General features: G+C 43.3%; 20 protein-coding genes. 8 read left to right on the top strand and 12 right to left on the bottom strand.

The features are described from left to right. The first annotated feature begins 43 nt into the window (after positions 1–43). The 4 genes from VR862_RS00905 to VR862_RS00890 are packed head-to-tail and all read left to right on the top strand — an operon-like array spanning position 44 to position 4,997. Complete coding sequence (locus VR862_RS00905) at positions 44–1,930, top strand: peptidase MATCAP family protein (RefSeq protein WP_324719054.1); 1,887 nt, start codon at positions 44–46, stop codon at positions 1,928–1,930. Further along, positions 1,927–2,976, top strand: a complete 1,050-nt coding sequence (locus VR862_RS00900; protein WP_324719053.1) for a glutathione synthetase — start codon at positions 1,927–1,929, stop codon at positions 2,974–2,976. The genes VR862_RS00905 and VR862_RS00900 overlap by 4 nt, the downstream gene beginning before the upstream one ends. Positions 2,977–3,033: 57 nt before the next feature. Then, positions 3,034–4,083, top strand: coding sequence for a glutathione synthetase (locus VR862_RS00895; RefSeq protein WP_324719052.1), 1,050 nt, complete (start codon positions 3,034–3,036; stop codon positions 4,081–4,083). Between the two features lie 14 nt (positions 4,084–4,097). Continuing rightward, positions 4,098–4,997, top strand: coding sequence for a succinylglutamate desuccinylase/aspartoacylase domain-containing protein (locus VR862_RS00890; protein ID WP_324719051.1), 900 nt, complete (start codon positions 4,098–4,100; stop codon positions 4,995–4,997). Positions 4,998–5,020: 23 nt separating this feature from the next. On the opposite strand, the gene VR862_RS00885 is transcribed toward VR862_RS00890, so the two are convergent. The 9 genes from VR862_RS00885 to VR862_RS00845 form a co-directional block, all read right to left on the bottom strand. Continuing rightward, positions 5,021–5,359: a hypothetical protein gene (locus tag VR862_RS00885; protein WP_324719050.1), complete on the bottom strand. Its 339-nt coding sequence runs from the start codon at positions 5,357–5,359 to the stop codon at positions 5,021–5,023. A gap of 93 nt (positions 5,360–5,452) precedes the next feature. Continuing rightward, positions 5,453–6,499 (bottom strand): lactonase family protein, encoded by a 1,047-nt coding sequence (locus tag VR862_RS00880; RefSeq protein ID WP_324719049.1) that lies wholly within the window; start codon positions 6,497–6,499, stop codon positions 5,453–5,455. A gap of 157 nt (positions 6,500–6,656) precedes the next feature. After that, complete coding sequence (locus tag VR862_RS00875) at positions 6,657–7,523, bottom strand: EamA family transporter (RefSeq protein ID WP_324719048.1); 867 nt, start codon at positions 7,521–7,523, stop codon at positions 6,657–6,659. Between the two features lie 12 nt (positions 7,524–7,535). Continuing rightward, positions 7,536–7,910, bottom strand: coding sequence for a sensory rhodopsin transducer (locus VR862_RS00870; RefSeq protein WP_324719046.1), 375 nt, complete (start codon positions 7,908–7,910; stop codon positions 7,536–7,538). 2 nt (positions 7,911–7,912) lie between these two features. Beyond that, positions 7,913–9,094, bottom strand: a complete 1,182-nt coding sequence (locus VR862_RS00865) for a D-arabinono-1,4-lactone oxidase (protein ID WP_324719045.1) — start codon at positions 9,092–9,094, stop codon at positions 7,913–7,915. Next, positions 9,095–9,466, bottom strand: coding sequence for a sensory rhodopsin transducer (locus tag VR862_RS00860; protein ID WP_324719044.1), 372 nt, complete (start codon positions 9,464–9,466; stop codon positions 9,095–9,097). Between the two features lies 1 nt (position 9,467). Beyond that, the gene (locus VR862_RS00855; RefSeq protein WP_324719043.1) at positions 9,468–11,063 is read right to left on the bottom strand and encodes an alpha-amylase family glycosyl hydrolase; all 1,596 of its coding nucleotides are present in this window, start codon (positions 11,061–11,063) and stop codon (positions 9,468–9,470) included. Then, a complete protein-coding gene (locus VR862_RS00850; RefSeq protein ID WP_324719042.1) occupies positions 11,060–12,700 on the bottom strand; it encodes an alpha-amylase family protein in 1,641 nt (546 codons plus the stop codon). Before VR862_RS00850 ends, VR862_RS00855 begins: the two co-directional genes overlap by 4 nt. A gap of 9 nt (positions 12,701–12,709) precedes the next feature. Next, entirely contained in the window at positions 12,710–13,675 is a 966-nt protein-coding gene (locus tag VR862_RS00845) for a TIGR03885 family FMN-dependent LLM class oxidoreductase (RefSeq protein ID WP_324719041.1), read from the bottom strand. Between the two features lie 189 nt (positions 13,676–13,864). Here VR862_RS00845 and VR862_RS00840 point away from each other — a divergent pair, with 189 nt between their 5' ends. Next, entirely contained in the window at positions 13,865–14,332 is a 468-nt protein-coding gene (locus VR862_RS00840) for a hemerythrin domain-containing protein (RefSeq protein WP_324719040.1), read from the top strand. Here VR862_RS00840 and corA read toward each other — a convergent pair. Further along, positions 14,329–15,411, bottom strand: a complete 1,083-nt coding sequence (corA, locus tag VR862_RS00835; protein WP_324719039.1) for a magnesium/cobalt transporter CorA — start codon at positions 15,409–15,411, stop codon at positions 14,329–14,331. The genes VR862_RS00840 and corA overlap by 4 nt on opposite strands. Before the next feature lie 115 nt (positions 15,412–15,526). Between corA and recQ the strand changes: the two genes are divergently transcribed. Beyond that, a complete protein-coding gene (gene recQ / locus VR862_RS00830) occupies positions 15,527–17,629 on the top strand; it encodes a DNA helicase RecQ (RefSeq protein ID WP_324719038.1) in 2,103 nt (700 codons plus the stop codon). Positions 17,630–17,767: 138 nt separating this feature from the next. Here the strand turns inward: recQ and VR862_RS00825 are convergent, their stop codons facing one another. Together VR862_RS00825 and VR862_RS00820 are read right to left on the bottom strand one after the other, a co-directional pair. Then, positions 17,768–17,992 (bottom strand): hypothetical protein, encoded by a 225-nt coding sequence (locus VR862_RS00825; RefSeq protein WP_324719037.1) that lies wholly within the window; start codon positions 17,990–17,992, stop codon positions 17,768–17,770. Next, the gene (locus VR862_RS00820) at positions 17,993–18,775 is read right to left on the bottom strand and encodes a tRNA pseudouridine synthase A (RefSeq protein ID WP_324719035.1); all 783 of its coding nucleotides are present in this window, start codon (positions 18,773–18,775) and stop codon (positions 17,993–17,995) included. Positions 18,776–18,890: 115 nt separating this feature from the next. On the opposite strand from VR862_RS00820, the gene VR862_RS00815 reads away from it, so the two are divergent. Beyond that, a complete protein-coding gene (locus VR862_RS00815; RefSeq protein ID WP_324719034.1) occupies positions 18,891–19,967 on the top strand; it encodes an AI-2E family transporter in 1,077 nt (358 codons plus the stop codon). Next, positions 19,968–20,792: a DUF1853 family protein gene (locus VR862_RS00810; RefSeq protein WP_324719033.1), complete on the top strand. Its 825-nt coding sequence runs from the start codon at positions 19,968–19,970 to the stop codon at positions 20,790–20,792. Positions 20,793–20,935 lie beyond the last annotated feature (143 nt).

Below are 20,935 nucleotides of genomic sequence, written 5' to 3'. Positions count from 1 at the left end.
TTTTTTGCGGGTTTGAGGAATTCTAAAAAAGCATAAAAATTTTATGGAAGTAAGCACATCCAAAGAATCACAACCCCTTGGTGAAACCTCCATTGAAAAGATCATAGAAGAGCTTCAGGAAGAATGCGAAATTGAGAAACATCTACCCGGAGGTGGTTATCTGCATATGAGCGATGAACTTCCTTACCTGGTGGTCTACAGGAATCTTGATGGTGATGATGAAGATGCGATTGACAGGGCCACAGTACGCCTGATTCTAAGTGAGGCATCTTTCCTTATTATAGGTAACAGGGACTTTGAAGGTTACCAGCGACTAATGTTCTCTTTGAGTGAAGCTATGTCTTCCAAGTTCAAATCTTTTTTGATTATCGAAGTATTTGCAGGAGATCAAAAGAGCCGGAGTTTTAAGATCAAAGGTCCGGCAGAGAAATTATCTACTACAATAAAGGAATTTCAAAAGGAACTGGATAATTTAAATTCAGGCTATCACGCCCTGCATCTCGAACCTACAGAGGTTGAAGATACTGTGAAGCGCCAACCCGAAAGTGAGCCGCCACTTCTGGAATTAGCCCAGTTGAAGGATGCGGGATGTTTGCTTATAGGCGTTGAAGTACCTCCCGTTTATCGCAGCGAAGAGGGTGAGGACTACCCGGTCTTCTTCAGAAGCTTTAAAGATGATTTTGTTGTAGCACTTCACAAGACCATTTTCCAGTTCATTAGAATTCAGACTTCAAGCGGAGTAAAAAGCTACCGGGCCCTCGGTCAAAAGAACCTGCAGGAAAAGGTCATAGAGATCGACCGGCAGCTTTCTGAGATCGAGACCTCTTATCAATTCCTGTGGCTGGTTTCGCCGGCCAACATAAGACACATCAAAGATGCCTTTTTTGAGAGTAATTTTGAAAAGGTGCTCAACTATCATTACAGGCTTCTCCCTTTTGATCCAGATGTATTAAAGAGAAAGCTCTACAACCTGCCACTCGAGGATGTTGATGATCCTGCCCTCTCCTATATTTTCAGGCAAAAGCGGGAGGAACTGGACCTGCAGATAAGTATGCTGACAGACAGAGGTTCAGACAGTTTTTTCTATAACAGCATGATGCTGTTCGGAAAAATAAGCAATGACCTGCAAAGAGAGGCAGAAACGGTCCTTCGGGAGGTGAAGGAAAAAGAAGATCAGGACTTCGAAAGTATCATGAAAGCAGAGGATTTTAAAGCCCTGGCCAATCGGGAGTTTGATTATTTCAGAGAACAGGACAGGAATTTCTCCAGCAAGGTCCATGTGCGCGATGATGTGAATATCCTTATGGTTTCCCGCGGGGAACTCTATTTGCCCAGCGACTATAAACTTAATGCCAGCGAAACAAGGGCATTGATACAGCATGAGATTGGAACCCATATCCTTACCTATTACAACGGAAGACAACAGCCTCTGCGATTACTGTCTATAGGTTTAACAGATTATGATACACTGCAGGAAGGTCTTGCTGTACTATCGGAATACCTCGTAGGCGGACTTACAGCAAACCGTATGCGCACGCTTGCAGGAAGGGTTGTTGCAGCTTCTGCCAGGATGCACGGAGCAAATTTCCAGGAAATATTCCGGCTTCTTTACAAGGATTATGGCTTTACCCCGCAGAGGGCGTTTAATATTACCTCACGAATAATGCAGGGTGGAGGCTTTACAAAGGACATCTCGTACTTAAAAGGACTGGTACAACTCAAGGAACACTTACAGGAAGGAGGAGAATTGGCTCCCCTGCTTACCGGAAAGTTCTCCCTTGAGCACATGCCAATAATTAATGAATTACAGGAGCGACGGGTGCTCTCCCCTGTTAAGCTCAGCCCAAGATATTTGAATACAGAAGAGACAAAGAACAAACTAAATAAAATCAGGGAGGGAATTCCTCTTTCACAATTGATCACTACATGAAAATATGTTTTGTTGTTAACAGTGTAGCATCTGAAGGCGCAGGTACTACAGTTTACATGATGTACGAAGCCTGGAAGAGAAAGCACGAAGTTTTTCTTATGGGAGTTGGAGACTTCAGTTTTACACAAAATGAGGCGTTAAGCATCATAAGTACTTCCCTGCCGGCGAATTCAAAACCTGAAACTCCCGAAGAGTACCTTGAGATCCTTCAGGGGGAAAAGGCCAAAAAATTAAAAATAGTAGCAAAGGATCTGGATGTGCTGTTCATTAGGAACAATCCTACCGAAGAAAGCACCGGCCGGCACTGGGCAGAACAGGCCGGAGTCGCTTTTGGCCGAATGGTCCAAAAGGAAGGGGTACTTGTACTTAACGATGCTTTTGCCCTTTCAAATGCCTTTATTGATAAGTTATATTTTGAAGAACTACCGGCCAGCGTAAAGCCGGCTTCTCTTATCACCAGAGATAAGCAGGAAATCCTTGATTTTTTTGAAGCTCATAAAAAGAAAATGATCCTTAAACCTTTAGAAGGCTCGGGTGGCAGAGGGGTTTATCTTATTGATAAGAATGAAAAGAATCTCAACCAGATCATTGAAAATCTTTCTTCCCAGGGTTATATCATAGCTCAGCAATTTTTACCTGCCGCCAAGGAAGGTGATGTGCGTGTCCTACTTCTCAACGGAAAGATCCTTCAAAAAGGTGAAAAGTACGGTATCATTAAAAGAGTAAGCGGGGAAGGCGAATTCCGGAGTAATATATCTCAGGGAGCAACTCCGGAGACCAGTGAACTTACCGAAGGTATCCGGAAGATCGTCAAAATCGTGGGTCCAAAGCTTAAAAGAGACGGACATTTCTTTGTAGGACTTGATGTTGTAAAGGATAAACTAATTGAGATCAATGTTCTTAGTCCCGGAGGACTCGACGGTCTGGATAAAATTGGCGTAGATAACTTTTCTGATGTGATTATCGATGCCATAGAAAGAAAAATAGAATACAAAAAGCTTTACGGTTCTGGAATTTCCAACCGGGAGCTTGCTACCATGGAATAGCACAATCATTTGAAAAAATAGTATTAATTCGGGAGAGATCCCTTAAAGTAGAAATGAATGAAAATATGTTTTGTAGTCAATAATGTAGAAACCGAAACTTGTGGTACTACGGTTTTCCTCATGCAGGAAGCAAGAAAACGAAAGCACGACGTCTATGCCATGGGCGTAGGTGATTTTTTCTTTGAACAGGACAAGGAGCTTTGTATAGACTCCACCTATGTTCCTAAGAAGCTTGAGGCAAAAACTCCTGCGGAATATCTTGAGCTGCTGCAAAGTGATAAAGCCAGGAAAGAGAGGATCGTTGCCACAGACCTTGATGTACTGTTTATCCGGAACAATCCTACAGAAGAAGGATCCTCCCGGCAATGGGCAGAACAAGCCGGGGTAGCTTTTGGTCGTATGGTACAACAGGAAGGGGTTTTAGTCTTGAATGATGCCTATGCTCTGTCCAATGCATTTATTGACAAGTTATATTTCGAAGAACTTCCACCTAATATCAAGCCTTATTCTATTATCACCCGCAAAAAAGAGGATGTGCTTGAATTCTTTGAGAACCACAAGAAAAAAATGGTCCTTAAACCCCTGGAAGGTTCGGGAGGAAGAGATGTCTATCTCATCGACAAGAATGAAAAGAACCTTAACCAGATCATTGAAAACCTTACTGCCCAGGGATATATTATTGCCCAGGAATACTTGCCTGCAGCCAAGGAAGGCGATGTAAGGGTACTGCTCATGAATGGGCGGGTAATGGAAAAGGATGGTAACTACGGGATCATAAAAAGAGTTACAGGGGAAGGGGAATTCCGCAGTAACTTCAATCAGGGAGGAACCGGGGATAAGAGTCCGCTTACAGATGAAATGAAAAAGATCATCGAGATCACGGCTCCAAAGCTGATAAGAGACGGATTATTCTTTGTTGGTCTTGATATCGTGAAGGATAAGCTCATCGAGATCAATGTACTCAGCCCGGGAGGTCTGGATCACTTCGGAGAAATAGGACTGCCCGATTTTTCGGATGTTGTGATTGATGCAATAGAAAAGAAAGTGGAATACAAGAAGATGTACAAAGGCCAGATCTCAAACCAGGTACTGGCCACCATGGCCTAACTTCAGAAATTATTATGATGAAAGAGAATTCAAGAATTATAGGAGACTACTCCAGTGAAAAAAAAGGACCCTTACTCTTTGTAACTGCGGGAGTTCATGGAAATGAACCGAGCGGAGTAAAAGCTCTAAAAAAGGTCTTTGCAGAATTGGAAAAGACAAAGCCCGTGATCAATGGAAGGATCGTTGGGTTGATGGGAAATAAGGCCGCACTTGACAAAGGCAAAAGGTATATTGACGAAGATCTCAACCGTACCTGGACAGAGGATAATGTAAATAACAATGATCCCGAAACCCAGGAACAAAGGGAAATGCATGAGATCATCGAGATCCTGGAAAAGTATTCTAAGGAAGATTATACCAAACGCTATTTTCTTGACTGTCACACAACCTCGTCAGACAGTCTTCCATACATTTCGGTACAGGATGTAAACGACAATGACAGCTGGGCTCACAAATTTCCAACCTATATCGTAAGGGGATTTAGCGACATAGTCTATGGAGCCATTGATCATTACATGAGCCGCACAGGCCTCACCGGATTTGTTTTTGAAGCCGGGCAGCACACCAGCCACGCTTCTGTAGAAAATCATGAAGGCATGATCTGGCTGGCCCTTAAGCAGGCCAATGGACTGGATGTAGAGCAGGTTTCCTGCTATCCCGAGTGTGTGGAGCATTTCACAGAAAAGAACGCCCCTTCACAAAAAACCTTTGAGATCATCTACAGACATGAGATCAAAAAAGGTGATAATTTTAAGATGGAACCTGGATTTAAAAATTTCCAGAAGATCAAAAAAGGCCAGTTACTTGCGACAAGTAATGGCCGGGAAATTAGGAGTGAATGGGATGCATATATCTTTATGCCTCTCTACCAATCCCAGGGAAATGACGGTTTCTTTATTATAGAAGAACAATAGATATTCTGCTACAGGGGTGGTAGTTATCTTCTAACGACTCCTACCACCTCTCCTGTAGCACAATTAATTCTCAACAACTCCCTGTCTCCTACTCCATACATCCCGGCAGGAACAACATAATCCCCCATCCCTTCCGAAAAAGAAGTTTTCAGGATGATCTTTGTTCCGTTTCGGGGATCGGTCAAGGGACTTTTACATGCCTTACCGCTACTATCCACTCCTGCAGGAGCTTCAAAACGTGCAGGCACATCTACGGCTTCCCGTTCAATGGAGGTCATGGTGCGTGTGCCAGAGGTAGTGCCACAACCTAAAACCAAAAAAAGCGCTCCGGCTCCGATTGCAGAGATGATTTTACTTCTCATTACCAGGGGTTTAGTTAGATTAAATTAATCTTTTTTTCGACACCTGGATCTAAAATTTCCTGTTGTACGAAAAAATTATTAGCAAAAGATAAGTTATTGAAACTCCAGGCACACCGGAGTTTTGACCTCGTAAGGAGGAGCCTTTTGATCCAGATTTCCTGTGGCCTCATCAACCTTGAAAAGCACAATACTATTCGAATCCTGATTGGCAACGTACAACCAATCTCCCGATGGCGAGAGAACAAAATTCCTCGGAGTTTCTCCCTGCGTCGAAAAATGCCCTAACACCGACAGCATTCCGTTTTTATCTACTTTAAAAGCTGTTATGGAATTGTGACCTCTGTTGGAAACATATAAGAAATCTCCGGAAGGATGCAGATGTATATCTGCTGTGGAATTCTTTCCTGAAAATACTTCAGGAAGGGTTGAAATATACTGCTGAACTTTTAATCCACCATTTTCCAGGATTTCAAAAACGCTGACAGTACTGTTGAGCTCATTGACCGAATATGCTGTTTTTCCATTTCCGGCAATAGTAAAATGTCTGGGTCCGGAGCCACTTTCGAGAGCTTCAAAGACTTGATCATGGGGTGACAAAATTCCTTTTTCAGCATCAAAGTTGTAGATCCAGATTTTGTCATTGCCAAGATCAGCTATATACGCTTGCGAATTGTCGGGGGAAATTGTCACCGAATGCGCATGGGATTTTTCAGGATCTTCAAGATCGACCCGTTGCTGTTTCTTTAAAGAACCATTTTCATTTATAGCATAAACCATCACCACCCCACCCATATAATTTGAGACAAAGGCATATTTCCCGGTTTGATCCAGTGCTATATGGGCAGGCGCAAAACCTTCGGTACTAAGACGGGAGATCTTCTTTAATGAATCATTTTTCAGGATCTCAAAGGAATAGAAATATCCGCTTGGTGCATCGCCACTACCTAATTCACTCACGGCAAACAGAAATTTGCCATTTTTAGAAACCTTCACGAAAGAGGGATTAACAACCTGTGCAACGGTGTGCTGAGAAGGAATTTTACCAGTTTGAGGATCTACCTTCAGGGCAATTATACCATCGGCCTGGCCATCTACATGGCCTTCTTTCTTAGTATAAGTACCTACGATCATCGTCTTCATTTCCTCACTTTTTGAAAGGGCTGTTGATTTCTTATCTTCTGTTATCTCTGAATTTCTACAGGATTGTGCACTAAGCACACAAAACACAGCAATAACTATAAAAGACAAATGACGCATTGGTAGTTTTTCATAAAACTAGGAACTTTCCTTGGAAATATCAGGAAATAGCAATAATAAATAGACCAATAAGGTTAATGCTTATGCCAATCATCCTGTTCCGGAAATTCTTCTTTTCATTCAGGAAGAAAAAGGCATACAGAATGATAAAAACGGCACTCGACCTTTTTATGGTGATTACATAAGGCACGAGGATAAGTTGAAGGGCAAACATATGTGCCAGTACACTGGTAGTTCTAAAAAATCCCACCATAAATAGCGGCCCTTTGCGGTTCCTTATCTGTAGCAAAGGCTTTTTGGATTTCCAGATCAAAATTGGAATTAAATAAAGGAGAATAGTGAAGTCTTTTGTAAAAGCCCAGAAGACCGGGGAGGTCTCCTCTACTCCTATCTTGTCCAGGTTAGCCGTTATACTCCAAATAAATGCTACTCCAAACATATACCGTGCTCCCTGATTCTTACCCAGGGAAACAAAGGGTTCAAATATCTTTTTTGGGTCCTCACTGATATTGGAAATATAAGTACCTATAACAATGAGAACAATTCCTGTTAACCCCAGCGCATTAGGAAATTCTCCCACCATTATTGGAGATGTGATGAGCATAAACAGCGGCGTTAAGGTAATAAGCGGCAAAGTGACAGAGATCTCCGATCGCTTGATTGCTTTGAAATAGAGGAGGATAACCGTTAACTGCAATAGTGAACTCGCAAGCAAAGTCCAGAGAAAACGAGTGCTTAGCACCTCCATACCGGTGAAGTAAACGACGGGGATCAACAAAAGACTCTGCACCAGGTGCATCGCAAATGCAGCCGTGTATTCATCAACATGGTGAAGATTATGTTTACTGGTAATGTCTTTTAAAGCTTCAGAAACTGCGGTTCCAAAAGCCAGTAAAAATCCTAACATTTATTTCCCTATTTAGTCCGCAGGAAACGCCATTGTTCCCATTATCGCGTTGGCATTCTGCCCGGTGTGCATCCTGCTGAACTGGATCACTACCGGCACATTTGAGCGAATATAACAGCCGTAATTCCTGTCCAGCCTAACAGCTTCAGGATCGATAAGATCATTGATCCTTATCTTCCGGAGTCTTTGAGCCTTGATCTCCACTTCGAAAGTGCCCACAGGCTCTCGACCTTCATAGAAAATAAAGATCTCAATTTCTGCGGTCTCTCCGGAAGTGTTTAAGACAGCAATTTTGTCGTGACTGTTAAATTTAGGCTCCTCGCCGGTAGATTCAAAAGGAATCCTTCCGCCGGAAAAAGCCCAGTCGAGTTTTCCTATCTTTCTCATGATTAGGCTATAAAAAGTTCGTGCATGTAGGACGTCAAAAATGTCTCTTCGGGATCAAATTTTTGGCGGGTCTGCTGAAATTTATTCCAATGCGTATACATCTCCTTTAGTTGCGCCGCCTTTAGCGTATGCTTCTTTCCCCAGTGCGGCCTGCCTTCATACTTCAGAAAAATGGGCTCGATCGCCTTGAAATAATTCCAGAACCTGAGCCCGGCGTTGTGATGCAGGGAAATCGTCACCGATTCCCTTTCACTCATAGGACTTATTAAAGCATCATCTTTCCTGATCGTACGAATCAATAATCTCCACGCCACGTCCCTCCTGAAATTTTCCTTTACCTGCTGCCGCACTTCAAGAAAGCAATCTATAGCTTTTTCCTGAGGCAACACATATTCCATTTCGTCAAATTTGATATGCCGCGACCGCGGAAGGATCTCATGACTTGGCCCTTCCCTTTCCAGTTCAAGGGAGCCATAGCCAATTTCGGGCATCTTTTCCTTTTCTTTGTTCATGATCCTAATCTTGCACAGGTCGGTACGGGGATACCAGTAGAAATCGAAATTCCGGTTCTTTTCTAGATCCTCCAGGTGATCCATGCAGTTTTTAAAAGAGACACAATACTCCCTTCTAAACAACTGGTAAACCGGTTCCAGCTGAAGCTTCATTTTGAGAAAAATTCCGCAGCTACCCATAGAAACCTGCAGGGCCTGCATAGTGTCTTCATCTGTACTGCGATCGAATTCCACGATCTCACCTGTACCTGTCACCATCCTCACTCCATATAACATAGCCGAAAGATTGGGCAGCTCCACCCCTGTTCCGTGGGTCCCCGTGCCAATGGCTCCGGCGAGAGTTTGCACATCAACATCTCCGGTGTTGTGCATGGCAAGGCCATAGCGAAAAAGGTCTTTTCCGGCCTCTTTTACCGTCATGCCTGTAGGCACAATGGCACGATGATGTTGAAGGTCGGGAGCCTCAACTCCGCGAAAGTGCTTCATCGAAAGTAGGTAATCATCTGTTCTTATTAAGGGAGAAGAGGAATGACCCGCACCCACTACTCTTAGTTTTTTACCTTCAAAAGTTGCTTTTTTGACCAGCTCACAGACCTGCTCCTCACTCTCGGGGGTGCAAATTTTTCCGGGAGTAAAGGTCATGCTCCCGCTCCAGTTGCTGAAGATCTCCATTTATTCCGAATAAGCTATGGTGGTTAAAATAGCATTTTCGGCCTGCCTTGAATCCAGTCTTGTATGCTGTACTACTACAGGTACAGAAGATTCAATGACACAGGCATAATCTGTTCCCAAAGGAACGGGCTCGGGATCCTTAAGGTCATTGAACCTTAAGTGTTTGGTGCGCTGAGCCTCTACTGTTACTTTATATGGACCAACCGGATCTTTATCTGAAAAAAAGATAGTTAGCTCCACCTCTGCATTTTGATTTGAGGTATTAAGGATGCATGCCGTTTCGTGGCTTGTAAATTCGGGTTCTTTTCCCGTACCGTACTCGGGAATGTAACCTTCGGCAATTACCCAGGTCTTCTTTCCTAATGTTCTCATGTTATTTCAGTTTTATCAATAACCCTTGATTTGCGGCTACTGTCCTTTTGTTCTTTAGCTCCTGCCCATCCATTGTCCCATTACTGGATAGCTCAACAGTTCCTTCCCACTCCATTTCCGGATCAAAGTATTCTTCGGAATTGCCCAGATTTAGCACGATAAGGAAGCTGGTTTCCTCAAATGTTCTGAGGTATGCCAGGAGATCTCCTTCCGACGATACCGGGGTGTAGTTGCCGACATGTAAAGCCGGTTCTTTAGCTCGTATAGACAATAATCTTCGGTGAAGGTCGAGCATTGATCCTTTTTCATTCCATTGCTGCTCTACATTGAGATCTCTATAGTTATCCATGAGTGGAAGCCAGGGCTCTCCTTCAGTGAAACCCGCATTTTTGTTGGCATTCCACTGCATAGGAGTACGTTCGGGATCACGGCTACGGCCCACTCCCGGCTCATTGAGAGCCTGTGGATCCTTTATTTTATCTGGCGGAATATCTACATCTTCCATTCCCAGCTCATCTCCGTAATAAACAGTAGGAGTACCACGTAGGGTCAAAAGCAGCATGGCTGCATTCCTTGCCTGCTCCTTTCCTACCCTGCTGGCAATGCGGGAATTGTCGTGGTTACCAAGCACCCAGTTTGGCCATCCAAACTCGGGTAAAGCACCTTCATATTCACTTATAGCCGCTTTTATTCTCGGCGCATTCCAAGGCAATTGTAACAGCTGAAAATTAAAAGGTAAATGAGCCCCTCTGTTATCTTCGCCGTAATAACGAACGAGCTTACTTATAGGCAGGTAGATCTCTCCTATAAGCAATCTCTCATCATAATCATCAATGACCCTGCGCATCTTTTGTACGATATCATGTACCTCATCCTGATCTGTGGAATAAGCCGGGATCAATTTACTGTAGGAGTTCATTTCTTCATGATAATCGGGGTTTGGCGGATCGTTCCTTAGCTGTTCATCTTTGATCATGTGCCACATCACATCAACTCTAAACCCATCTACTCCTTTTTCAAGCCAGAACCTCATCACCTCAAACATTGCATCCTGTACCTCCGGATTTCTCCAGTTGAGATCCGGCTGTTCTTTTAAGAAGGCGTGATAATAATACTGTCCGGTTTTCTCATCGAACTCCCAACCCGAACCTCCAAAAACACTCAGCCAGTTATTTGGTGGGGCACCATTGGGACCCGGATCTTTCCATATGTACCAGTCCCTTTTCGGATTGTCTTTTGAGCTTTTGGATTCCAGGAACCAGGGATGTTGATCTGAAGAGTGATTAGGCACCAGATCAAGAATAAGTTTCATTCCCCTTTGATGAACTTCTTTAAGCAACTCATCAAAGTCCTTCATATCTCCAAACATTGGGTGAATGCCGGTATAATCACTAACATCATAACCAAAGTCGGCCATGGGGGAAGGATAGATCGGTGAGATCCACACCGCATCTATGCCCAGGTCTTTTATATAATCCAGTTTTTCAATTACCCCACGAAGATCCCCTATGCCGTCTCCATCGCTATCCTTGTAAGACCGTGGATAGATCTGGTATACTACTCCTTTGTGCCACCACAGGTAATCTTTGTACATCATAGGAAATTATGTTTTTTGTGCATCCATCTATACCCGTAAGGAGTTAACCTTACTTTAGGCTTTTCAGGATCAAATTTTTCGTACCTAATATTTCCGAATACGTCTACGAGGTCTTTTAGATCTTCTTCTTTCATTTCAAGTTCGACGGTGATCTCCTTGCCGGAAAAGTTGTGAAAAGCCACGCCCATTCCTTTTGCAGATTTTGTGAAGTGACCCAGCACATGAGGATTTCCGGTGTCAATGATCTGATTTCGGCCCCAACCATATTCAGGGAATTCCTTGCGATAGTCTATAGCTTTAGAGATCCAGGTAAGAAATGAATCGGGATCTCTAAGTTGATCGCTTACGTTGACTTTTTCGTAACCATAATCCCCTCCGGAAATTACATTTCTGATAAGCTTATCCTGCGGCGCAGTTGAAAATCCGCCATTCTTGTCGTTCGCCCATTGCATTACGGTGCGAACGCTAGAGCGGCCTTCCATGCTAAGGTCTTCTCCCATGCCTATTTCTTCTCCGTATCTTAGCACGGGAGTCCCCGGCAAAGTAAACAGAAGGCTGTGGGCCAGTTCCATTTTTCTGCGATCGTTCCCTAGAATGGAAGCAAGCCTCCTTCTAATTCCGCGGCCAAAAATGCGCATGTTCTCTTCAGGCGCAAAAGCTTTGAATACCTCTTCCCTTTCATTTCTGCTCAATTTGTCCAGGTTGAGCTCGTCGTGATTGCGGAGAAAAGTAGCCAGTTGTTCCTTTTCGGTAATTTCTTCGGGCATTCTTTGGAGTGCCCGGGCTAAAGGAGTCGCCTCCTCTCTCGCAAAAGCCAGGTACATGAAATTATTGACATAGAAATTGAAGAGCATATGCATCTGGTCTTCATTTCCAAGGAACTTGTTGTATTGATTGGGATCGAGATCAACTTCAGCAAGAAGAATGGCATCCGGTTTTTGTGTCTCTACAAATTCCCTGAAGTTCCGGAAGATCTGGTGAGGATCGCCATCAAAATCCATTCTCCCTCTTTCCTTGAACATATGGGGCGCCGCATCAATTCTGAATCCTGAAACCCCCAGTTTTAACCAGAAATGCATGATCCTGAAAATTTCTTCCTGCACCTGAGGATTAGAAATATTGAGATCGGGTTGATGCGCGTAAAAAGAATGGAAATAGTAAGCTTTGGCAGTACGATCATATTTCCAGCTGGAGCTGTCTTCTCCATCCTCTGCCATCATATTCTTTTCGGCATCTTTAGGTTTTTCATCTACCCAGATGTAGTAATCCCTGTATTTAGAGTCCTTACTTTTTCTTGATTCCTGAAACCAGAAATGTTCTGTGGAAGTATGGTTCACGGCCAGGTCAATAATTACCCGGATTCCCTCTTCCTGAGCAGCATCTATCAATTGTGCAAAATGACCAAGGTCTCCCAGTCGAGGGTCGATCTTGTAGTAATCTTTGACGTCATAACCATTGTCCCGGTTGGGGGTTTCGAAAATAGGCAGGAGCCAGAGGCAGGTTACGCCCAAACTTGAAAGATATGGAAGTGCATTCTTCAATCCTTTAAAATCACCTGTGCCGTCCCCGTTCGAATCCCTGAAAGTCTCCACGTCGAGAGAATAGATGATCGCGTTTTTATACCAGTACTTGTTCATAAGTGTTAATTAGCTCTGCTTAAGATTTGGAAGTACTTCTTTTCCAAAAAAGTCTATAAAACTTTCCTGTTGCTTGTTCACGTTATGTATGATGATCTTTTCAAATCCCAGGGCTTCAAATTCCCTGATCTTTTTGATAAAGGTATCTGCGTCACTTCCAATGATCACATGTTTTTGAAGGTCTTCTTTTCTTGTATTCATTCCCAGGGCATCAAACTTTTCGGGACTGTCTATGTCGGCGATCAACTTACTTGGGAATATGTTGTTCTTCCATTGTTCCCAGGCTTGTTCCAAAGCTGCTTCGGGGGTTCTGGCATAGGATACCTGAACCTTAAGGGCCATAGGTTTGTTTGCCCCATCTGCTCCTCTAAAGGCTTCCACCATTTTTTTAAGGTCATCTAAAGGCTTTGAGATAGTGATCATTCCATCGGCCCAGGAAGACAGCCAGGCCGCAGTTTTTGGAGTAATGGCAGCACCAAAGACAGTGGGAATATGAGTGGGCTTGGTAAACAATTTAGCCCGTTCTACGGTGAACGTGCCTTTGTGGTTGAGATAATCTTCTTCCTGCCATAGTCGCCGCATCACTTCTACAGATTCCTGCAGCCTGGTATTCCTGTCCCTTTTTGCGGGCCATTTTTCACCGGTAATGTTCTCATTCAACAACTGTCCACTACCCGAACACAGAAAAAATCTTTTTGGGAACATTTGATCCAGGGTAGCTACAGCCTGCGCGATGATAGCCGGATGATATCTTTGACCGGGAGCGTTGACAATCCCGTATTCCAGGCTCGTGGCCTGCATAGCAGCACCAAGCCAGCTCCAGGCAAAGCCGCTCTCTCCCTGTTTATCACTCCAGGGATGAAAATGATCTGACGATAAGACGGCCTCAAATCCTGCATCTTCAGCTCTTTGTACCAGCTCTAAAAGGTGTCGCGGAGTAAATTGTTCATGGGAAGCGTGAAAGCCTATTTTCATAGATGCCGATTTAAATTTGAAGAATTAATGCTTTCTTCTAAAATTATAAAGCTTCGCAGGATAATCAGGATATTTGTTATTAAAAAAAAGATAAATTGTTGATTTACATTAACATCATCTAAAGAAACATGACCGGTATCATAGGTTTAACCGAAAGGTATTTTTAGCTTTGCCGCCAAGCCAAAGATCATGACAAAACCTCTAAAAAGACATAAAGCACTTCAACCTTTAAGCAGGGAGCATCACCAAGGCCTTCTTCTTTGCTGGAAGATAAGGGAGGGGCTTAAAAAAGGCGTTGAACACGAAAGGATAAAATCTTATACCGATTTCTTTTTTTCTTCCCAGCTAAGGCCCCACTTCAATTTTGAGGAGAAAGAAATATTTCCGCTTTTAGGAAATGAGCATCCGTTAACCTTAAGAGCATTAAAAGAGCATCACCGACTGGAATCTCTTTTTCAAGGGGAAGCTAGTGAAGAAAATTTCAGCTCAATCGAAAAAGAGCTTAACCGCCATATAAGATTTGAGGAAAGAGAACTGTTTTCTGAACTTCAGGAGACAACTTCAGAAGAAAAGCTTCAACAGATCTCCCACAAGGAAGAAGAAGTCATCACCCCTAACCCCGATGATTGGGATGATAAATTCTGGCTCAGGAATTAAAGCCAGCGCTTTCGCCTAAAGTAGATCAGCATTCCAACAATAAGGACCGACATAATTACCAGAAGTATAGGATAGCTGAATTTAAAATGAAGCTCGGGCATGTACTCGAAGTTCATCCCGTAGATCCCGGCAAGGAAAGTCAGCGGAATAAAAATGGAAGCCATAATGGTTAGTACTTTCATGACCTCATTCATCTTATTGCTAATACTGGTCATGTACATATCCATGAGCCCCCAGGTCATCTCCCTGTAGATCTCGATATTTTCTGAAACCTGAAGCATGTGATCGTACAGGTCTTTCAGGTAATTGATGGTTTGCTCCTGTATGAGCTCGTGGTCCATCTTTTCAAGCCTGCTCACTACTTCCCGCAAAGGATTCACCGCTCTTCTAATTCTTAACATTGTTCGCTTCAGCTCCTGGATCTCCAGGGTGATATCATCATTGGGTTGAGGGTCAAAAACCCGTTCTTCCATGGCTTCTATCTTGTCGCTCATCTCCTCAACCACCACGAAATAATTGTCTACTATGGCGTCCAAAAGGGCAAAAACAAGGTAGTCTGCTCCCCTGCTTCTTATACGACCCTTTGCTTTGGAAAGCCGCTCCCTTACGCCGTCAAAGACATCACCCCCCGCTTCCTGGAATGTTATTACGTAATTCTTTCCCAGCACCATACTTATATGCTCATTTTCAAGCCTGCCATCCTCCCGGTAATAAAGCATTTTTGCTACTATAAAAAAGTAATCGCTGTATTCATCGATCTTGGGTCGCTGATTTGTGTTTACTATATCTTCAATGATAAGCGGGTGCAGATCGTAATATTTTCCAATCTTCTCAATCTCGGCTGTATTGCTCAACCCGTCAATATTGATCCAGGTGGTGCGATCTTCTTCCTCGAATTTAAAAGCGTCTTCAGGAGTCTTGGAGACGAACCTTTCAAAAGCTTCGGCGTTATAATCAATAACTTCAAGGACAGTTTCCACTTGTTCCTTGCGTCCCACATAGGTCACAGTCCCGGGGGCCTGGTGTAATGCCTTTGTCGATTTTGGCCTTTTTAAAAGGTAACGGGTTCTCTTGACCATGGAAAAAGTTTTTCTAAAAGTAAGAATTTTCCTTTAGCTGAAGTCGCCTCTCTAAAATGGGTTTTTAACAGGTTATTCTTATTGAGCTTTGGGTACGATTAGTTTTCTTTGTAACATGGTACAGGAGGAGCAATTACTGGGGACGTTAAAAGAATATTTTGGGTATGACAGCTTTAGACCGCTGCAAAGGCAGATCATTTCCTCTGTTTTTGAAGGGAATGACAATCTGGTGATCATGCCCACGGGCGGTGGGAAATCATTGTGTTTTCAGCTGCCTGCCCTCCTGCTTCCGGGTATCACCATCGTGATCTCTCCGCTTATCGCCTTGATGAAAGACCAGGTCGATGGTTTAAGGGCCAATGGTATTTCGGCCGCTTTCCTGAATAGTAGTCAGCAGGAAAAGGAACAGCAGGAGATCTTCGGAAAGATCAAAAACAATGAGATCAAATTGCTGTATGTTGCTCCCGAAAGCCTTCAGTATATAGATGCTGTTTTTTTCGCAGGCAATATCAGTCTCATTGCTATTGATGAAGCTCACTGTATTTCCAGTTGGGGCCATGACTTCAGGCCTGCCTATACGCAGCTGGGCTACCTTAAGAACCGGCATCCGGAAACTCCGATGATCGCACTTACCGCCACTGCCGATAAGGCGACCCAGAAGGACATCTGTGACCAGCTCAATATTCCCGCTGCGCAAAGGCATATCTCCTCTTTTGACCGCAAGAATCTGAGCCTGGATGTGCGCCCAGGAAATAAAAAATTTGAGCAGATTCTGGCATTTTTAAAAGGAAGAAAAGGTGAAAGCGGAATTATCTACTGCCTTAGCCGTAAAAATACCGAGGAACTGGCTGCCAAGCTTAAAGCAAAGGGATTTAATGCTGAAGCCTATCACGCCGGACTCTCCCATAGCGATCGCATTGAGATCCAGGAACAGTTCATCAATGATCGCAACGAGATCATCTGTGCCACCATTGCATTTGGAATGGGGATCGATAAATCCAACGTGCGCTGGGTCATCCATTACAATATGCCCAAGAACCTGGAAGGATACTATCAGGAGATAGGACGGGCGGGTCGTGACGGGCTTCCCTCTTCCACCCTTTTGTTTCACAGTTATGCCGATGTAGTGCAGCTCCAGAAGTTTGCTGAAGGCTCCGGAAATGCCGATGTGCAATTGGCGAAGCTGGAACGCATGAAACAATATGCTGAAGCCCTTAGTTGCCGCCGAAGGATCCTGCTAAGCTACTTTGGGGAACTGGTCCTGCAGGACTGCGGAAATTGCGATGTATGCAAAAATCCACCTGAGTTCTTTGACGGCACTATCCTGGCACAAAAAGCTCTTTCTACAATTTACCGTCTCAAAGAGCAAGAGCCAATTTCCATGGTCATTGATGTGTTGAGAGGAGCCCAAAACGCACAGGTACTGGAAAAAGGATATCAAAGGCTGTCTACCTATGGAATTGCTCAGGATGTATCCTGGAGGGACTGGCAGCAGTATTTGATCCAGTTGATCAATCAGGGATACATTGAGATTGCCTTTCACGATCAAAACAAGCTGTTGCTTACCAGCCTTGCCAAAAATGTGCTTTTTGAAAAAGAAAAGGTCTCACTGGCCCATGTTACCCAGAGCGATCTTAAAAAGGAAACCGGCGCTTCTGAAAAAGCTTCAGAAAACACCCTTTTTGAGAGGTTAAGAAAACTAAGGCTTGAGCTTTCGAGGGACGAAGACATACCTGCATACCTCATTTTTAATGATGCCACCCTAAAGGAAATGGAAAAAGAACGTCCCATGACCGATGAGGAGTTTATGATGGTCAATGGTGTGGGGCGTCAAAAAATGCAAAAATACGGTTACCGTTTTATAAAGGAAATCATTGCACACAGTAAGGAAAAACGGGAGAAGAAATCCAGAAAAAAAGGAAACACCTATAAAGAAACTTTCAGGTTGTATAAAGAAGGTATGAGCATTGAGGAAATAGCCACAGAAAGACAACTCGCTGCTACTACTATCTTTTCACACCTGGCAAAGCTTTATGATTCGGGTGAAGATGTCGACTTGAAAAAATTCATAACTCCAGAGGATTTGGCTGCACTCAAAAAAGCCAGGAAGGTACTGGACTACCCCGATACTTTAAAACCTTATTTTGAACATTTCCAGGAAGCCATGGATTACCCTACCATTCGTGTAGGATTGACGATTCTCGAAAAAGAAGGATAAGGTGTCGGTAGTGAGCAGTGATCAGTGATCAGTGATCAGTGGTCAGTGGTCAGTGGTCAGTGGTCAGTGGTTGGTGGTCAGTGGTTGGTGGTCGGTGGTCAGTGGACAGAGAATTCCATAGTTAGAATTAAATTTTATCTAAAGCCTGCAATTTGGAGCTTGAAATTTGTTGCCTAAGATTTGGAATTGGAATTTGGTGCTTGGTTTTTGGTTTTTGGTTTTTGGTGCTTGGTGCTTATTACTTGGAATTTGGCGCTTGGAATTTGGTTTGTAGATTTTGGTGCTTGGTGCTTGGTACTTAAAATCTGGAATTTGGAATTTAAAATTTGGTGCTTCAAATTTCCCACCTAATGTTCTTTTCATTTATTTAAAATCCACTTTGTTCAGGATCAATCCGCTGCCGGGAGCGATGAAGGTAGCAGGGGAAGTAACCTTTTTGTCAAGACTCGCCTTCAACTCTTCCAAAGTTTTCTCTCCATTTCCTAAAAGCACAAGGCTGCCCATCATTAATCTTATCTGGTTCCTTAAAAAACCAGCTCCCACGACCCGGAGGATATAAGATCTTTCGGGAAAGAAGCTCGCGGTGATCTCTTTATTCAGGATAATCTCGCATTTCTCTATCTCTCTATCCAGGACAGTGTGTTCTGTAGGCTTGGTGCAGTAGTTGTGAAAAGAGTGCTTTCCTTCAAACAGCTTTGCTCCCTCTTTCATTAGATCTATGTCCAGCTTTTCATGAAAAGTAGCCATTAAGGGAGCGGCAAAAGGATGAGTTTTCTTTCCGAAGGCAAAGAGGTACAGATATTCCTTGAGTTTTGGATGCTGAATAATATTAAAGGAGGCATCTGTTTCTTTAATGCTGAGCGCTCTGATATCCGGCGGAAGGTTCCTATTGAATAACACCAGGAAATCGGCCATATTTTCCAGAGGTTGATGATCGATAAAAAGTTCGAAAGCAGCTTCATGAGCCGAGACCATTGCATCGGTCCTGCTTGCTCCCAGAATTTTGAATTTGACCTCGGGAAGAACAAATCTCAAGGTCTTCTTTACCAGGCCTTCAACAGTCTTAAGCCCCGGTTGTCTTTGCCAGCCGTGAAGACGATAACCCAGGTACTGTATCTTGATGAGATAATAAAATCTTTGGCGCACAGGAATATTTTATATCAAATTTACTTGATTATTAGGAGTAGGCAAGCACATACACCTCCTGCTCTTTAACTTTTACTTAGAAAATTTTGGCTTCCACTTTTGTATCTTCACTAATATGGAAAGATCTCTTACCACCAAAGGAAAGCAAATTCTCATTTTTAGCACCCTAAGTATACTCGCTGTGTACTTTTTATTTGATGGATTGCTACACGCCAGTGGATTTCTAATCCCCCTGGTTACTGCTTTTATTCTGGCTTTGCTCATGATGCCCCTGGCCCGAATAATGGAAAAATCATTTCTCAATCGCACTGCATCATCGCTTATCAACACCATCATCATCCTCCTGGTTTCCATTGGATTTTTAGCGCTGGTGTCTATGCAGGTGAAGCGGGTTGTGGACGATTGGCAGGATATTAAAAAAACCATGCAGCCAAAGATAGAGAACGTAAAGGTGTTTTTACTTGAACACACTCCCTTGGATCCTGCAGATCTTGAACAGTCCAATCAAGGTTCTTCTATTCCTTTTATGGGTTCAAGTTCCAATCCCGGCCAGAAGGCAGCTACTTTCCTTAACCGTGCTTTTGGCTTTTTTGGAGATTATCTCCTCACCTTTATCTATATCTTCTTTATCCTCAACTATAGGAACAGATTTAAAGAATTCATTCTCCGGCTATTCCCCGATTCAAAGCGAAATGAGGTAAAGGAGGTCATTGTCGATTCGGCTAAAGTCACTCAAAAATACCTGATAGGAAAACTCATCCTGATAGGACTTCTGGCTATTCTTTACGCAATTGGCCTCGGAATTTCGGGGGTTGACAATTTTATCCTAGTGAGTATAATTTCAGCGGTTTTAAGTTTGGTTCCGTACATAGGAAATATCATTGGCTTTGGACTGGCCATGATCTTTGGCTACCTCACCACAGGGGATGCAACAGTCCTGGTGGGTATTGTCCTTACCTTCACTGTTGCCCAGTTTGTGGAAAGCTATGTCCTGGAACCCTATGTGGTGGGAGACCAGGTAGACCTGCATCCATTTTTCGTGATCCTGGTCGTGATCCTTGGCAGTACGATTTGGGGGATCATGGGAATGATCCTTGCTATTCCTATCCTGGCAATGTTTAAAATAGTCTTTGCTCATGTTGCTCCTTTAAAGCCCTTTGCTTTCCTTATCAGCAAAGAGGATGACAAGTAAATGACAATTTCAGTAAAAGATCAGTTCAAAGGATTTTTAAGTACGTCACAAATCTTTGCTCAAGATGGCATTTTTGGATACCCTTCATTTAACACATTTGAATACTGCTCAAAGGCTTTTGACTTTGAACCTATAGATCCTCCTGCTAAAGTCCTGGGAAAAAGAATGGAGGATTTCTTTGCCCAGTATGTCATCAACTTTACGCCGGATGAGATCCTGGTCCGGAACGAGCAGATCATCGAGGGTAAAAATACCGTGGGGGAAATTGATTTTCTGCTCCGGGATCCTGCTTCAGAAATCGTTTCCCATGTAGAAATGATCTTCAAATTCTATCTTTTTGATCCCGAATCAGGCACTTCAGAACTAGATCATTTTATTGGTCCTAATAAAAGGGATAGCTTAAACCGAAAACTGGAGCGGCTTCAAAAAAGGCAATTTCCGTTGTTATTTCATCCCGCCACAAAGGAACTCTTGAATTCGCTGGAGCTCCATGCTGAAGATGTAGTTCAAAAAATCTGTTTCAAAGCCGCGGTTTTTCCTCCTCTGTTCATGAAGGAACATGTGCCAAAACAGATCAATCCCGAAACTCTTACCGGTTACTGGATCAAAGCACAGGAAATTACTCCTGAAGCTTATGGTGAAAACCTGTTTTTCATTCCCGGCAAGTTCTACTGGCCTGTAGATCCCCGGGTGAATGAAGTCTGGAAACCTTTTCAGATCATTGAAGAAGAACTTCAGCTCCTTTTAAAGAAAAGGTTTGCTCCGCTCATCTGGATGAAGACTCCGGCAGGAAACCACGAGCGCTTCTTTGTCGTATGGTGGTGATTTCTTAGCAGAATATTAACGGCATTTTCCGCAGTAATTAAGGAAAAATTATGACCGGCAGCCCTGTGGCTTTTTTGTCATCTTAGTATCTTAACTAGGAAGTATAAATCAGGAAAAAAAACTTTTCTAGTCAGAGAAGTTCT

The organism is Salinimicrobium aquimaris (genome assembly GCF_035607535.1).
Lineage (GTDB): Bacteria > Bacteroidota > Bacteroidia > Flavobacteriales > Flavobacteriaceae > Salinimicrobium.
Note: the sequence above shows the minus strand (reverse complement) of the source record. Positions and strands in the feature narration are given on the sequence as shown.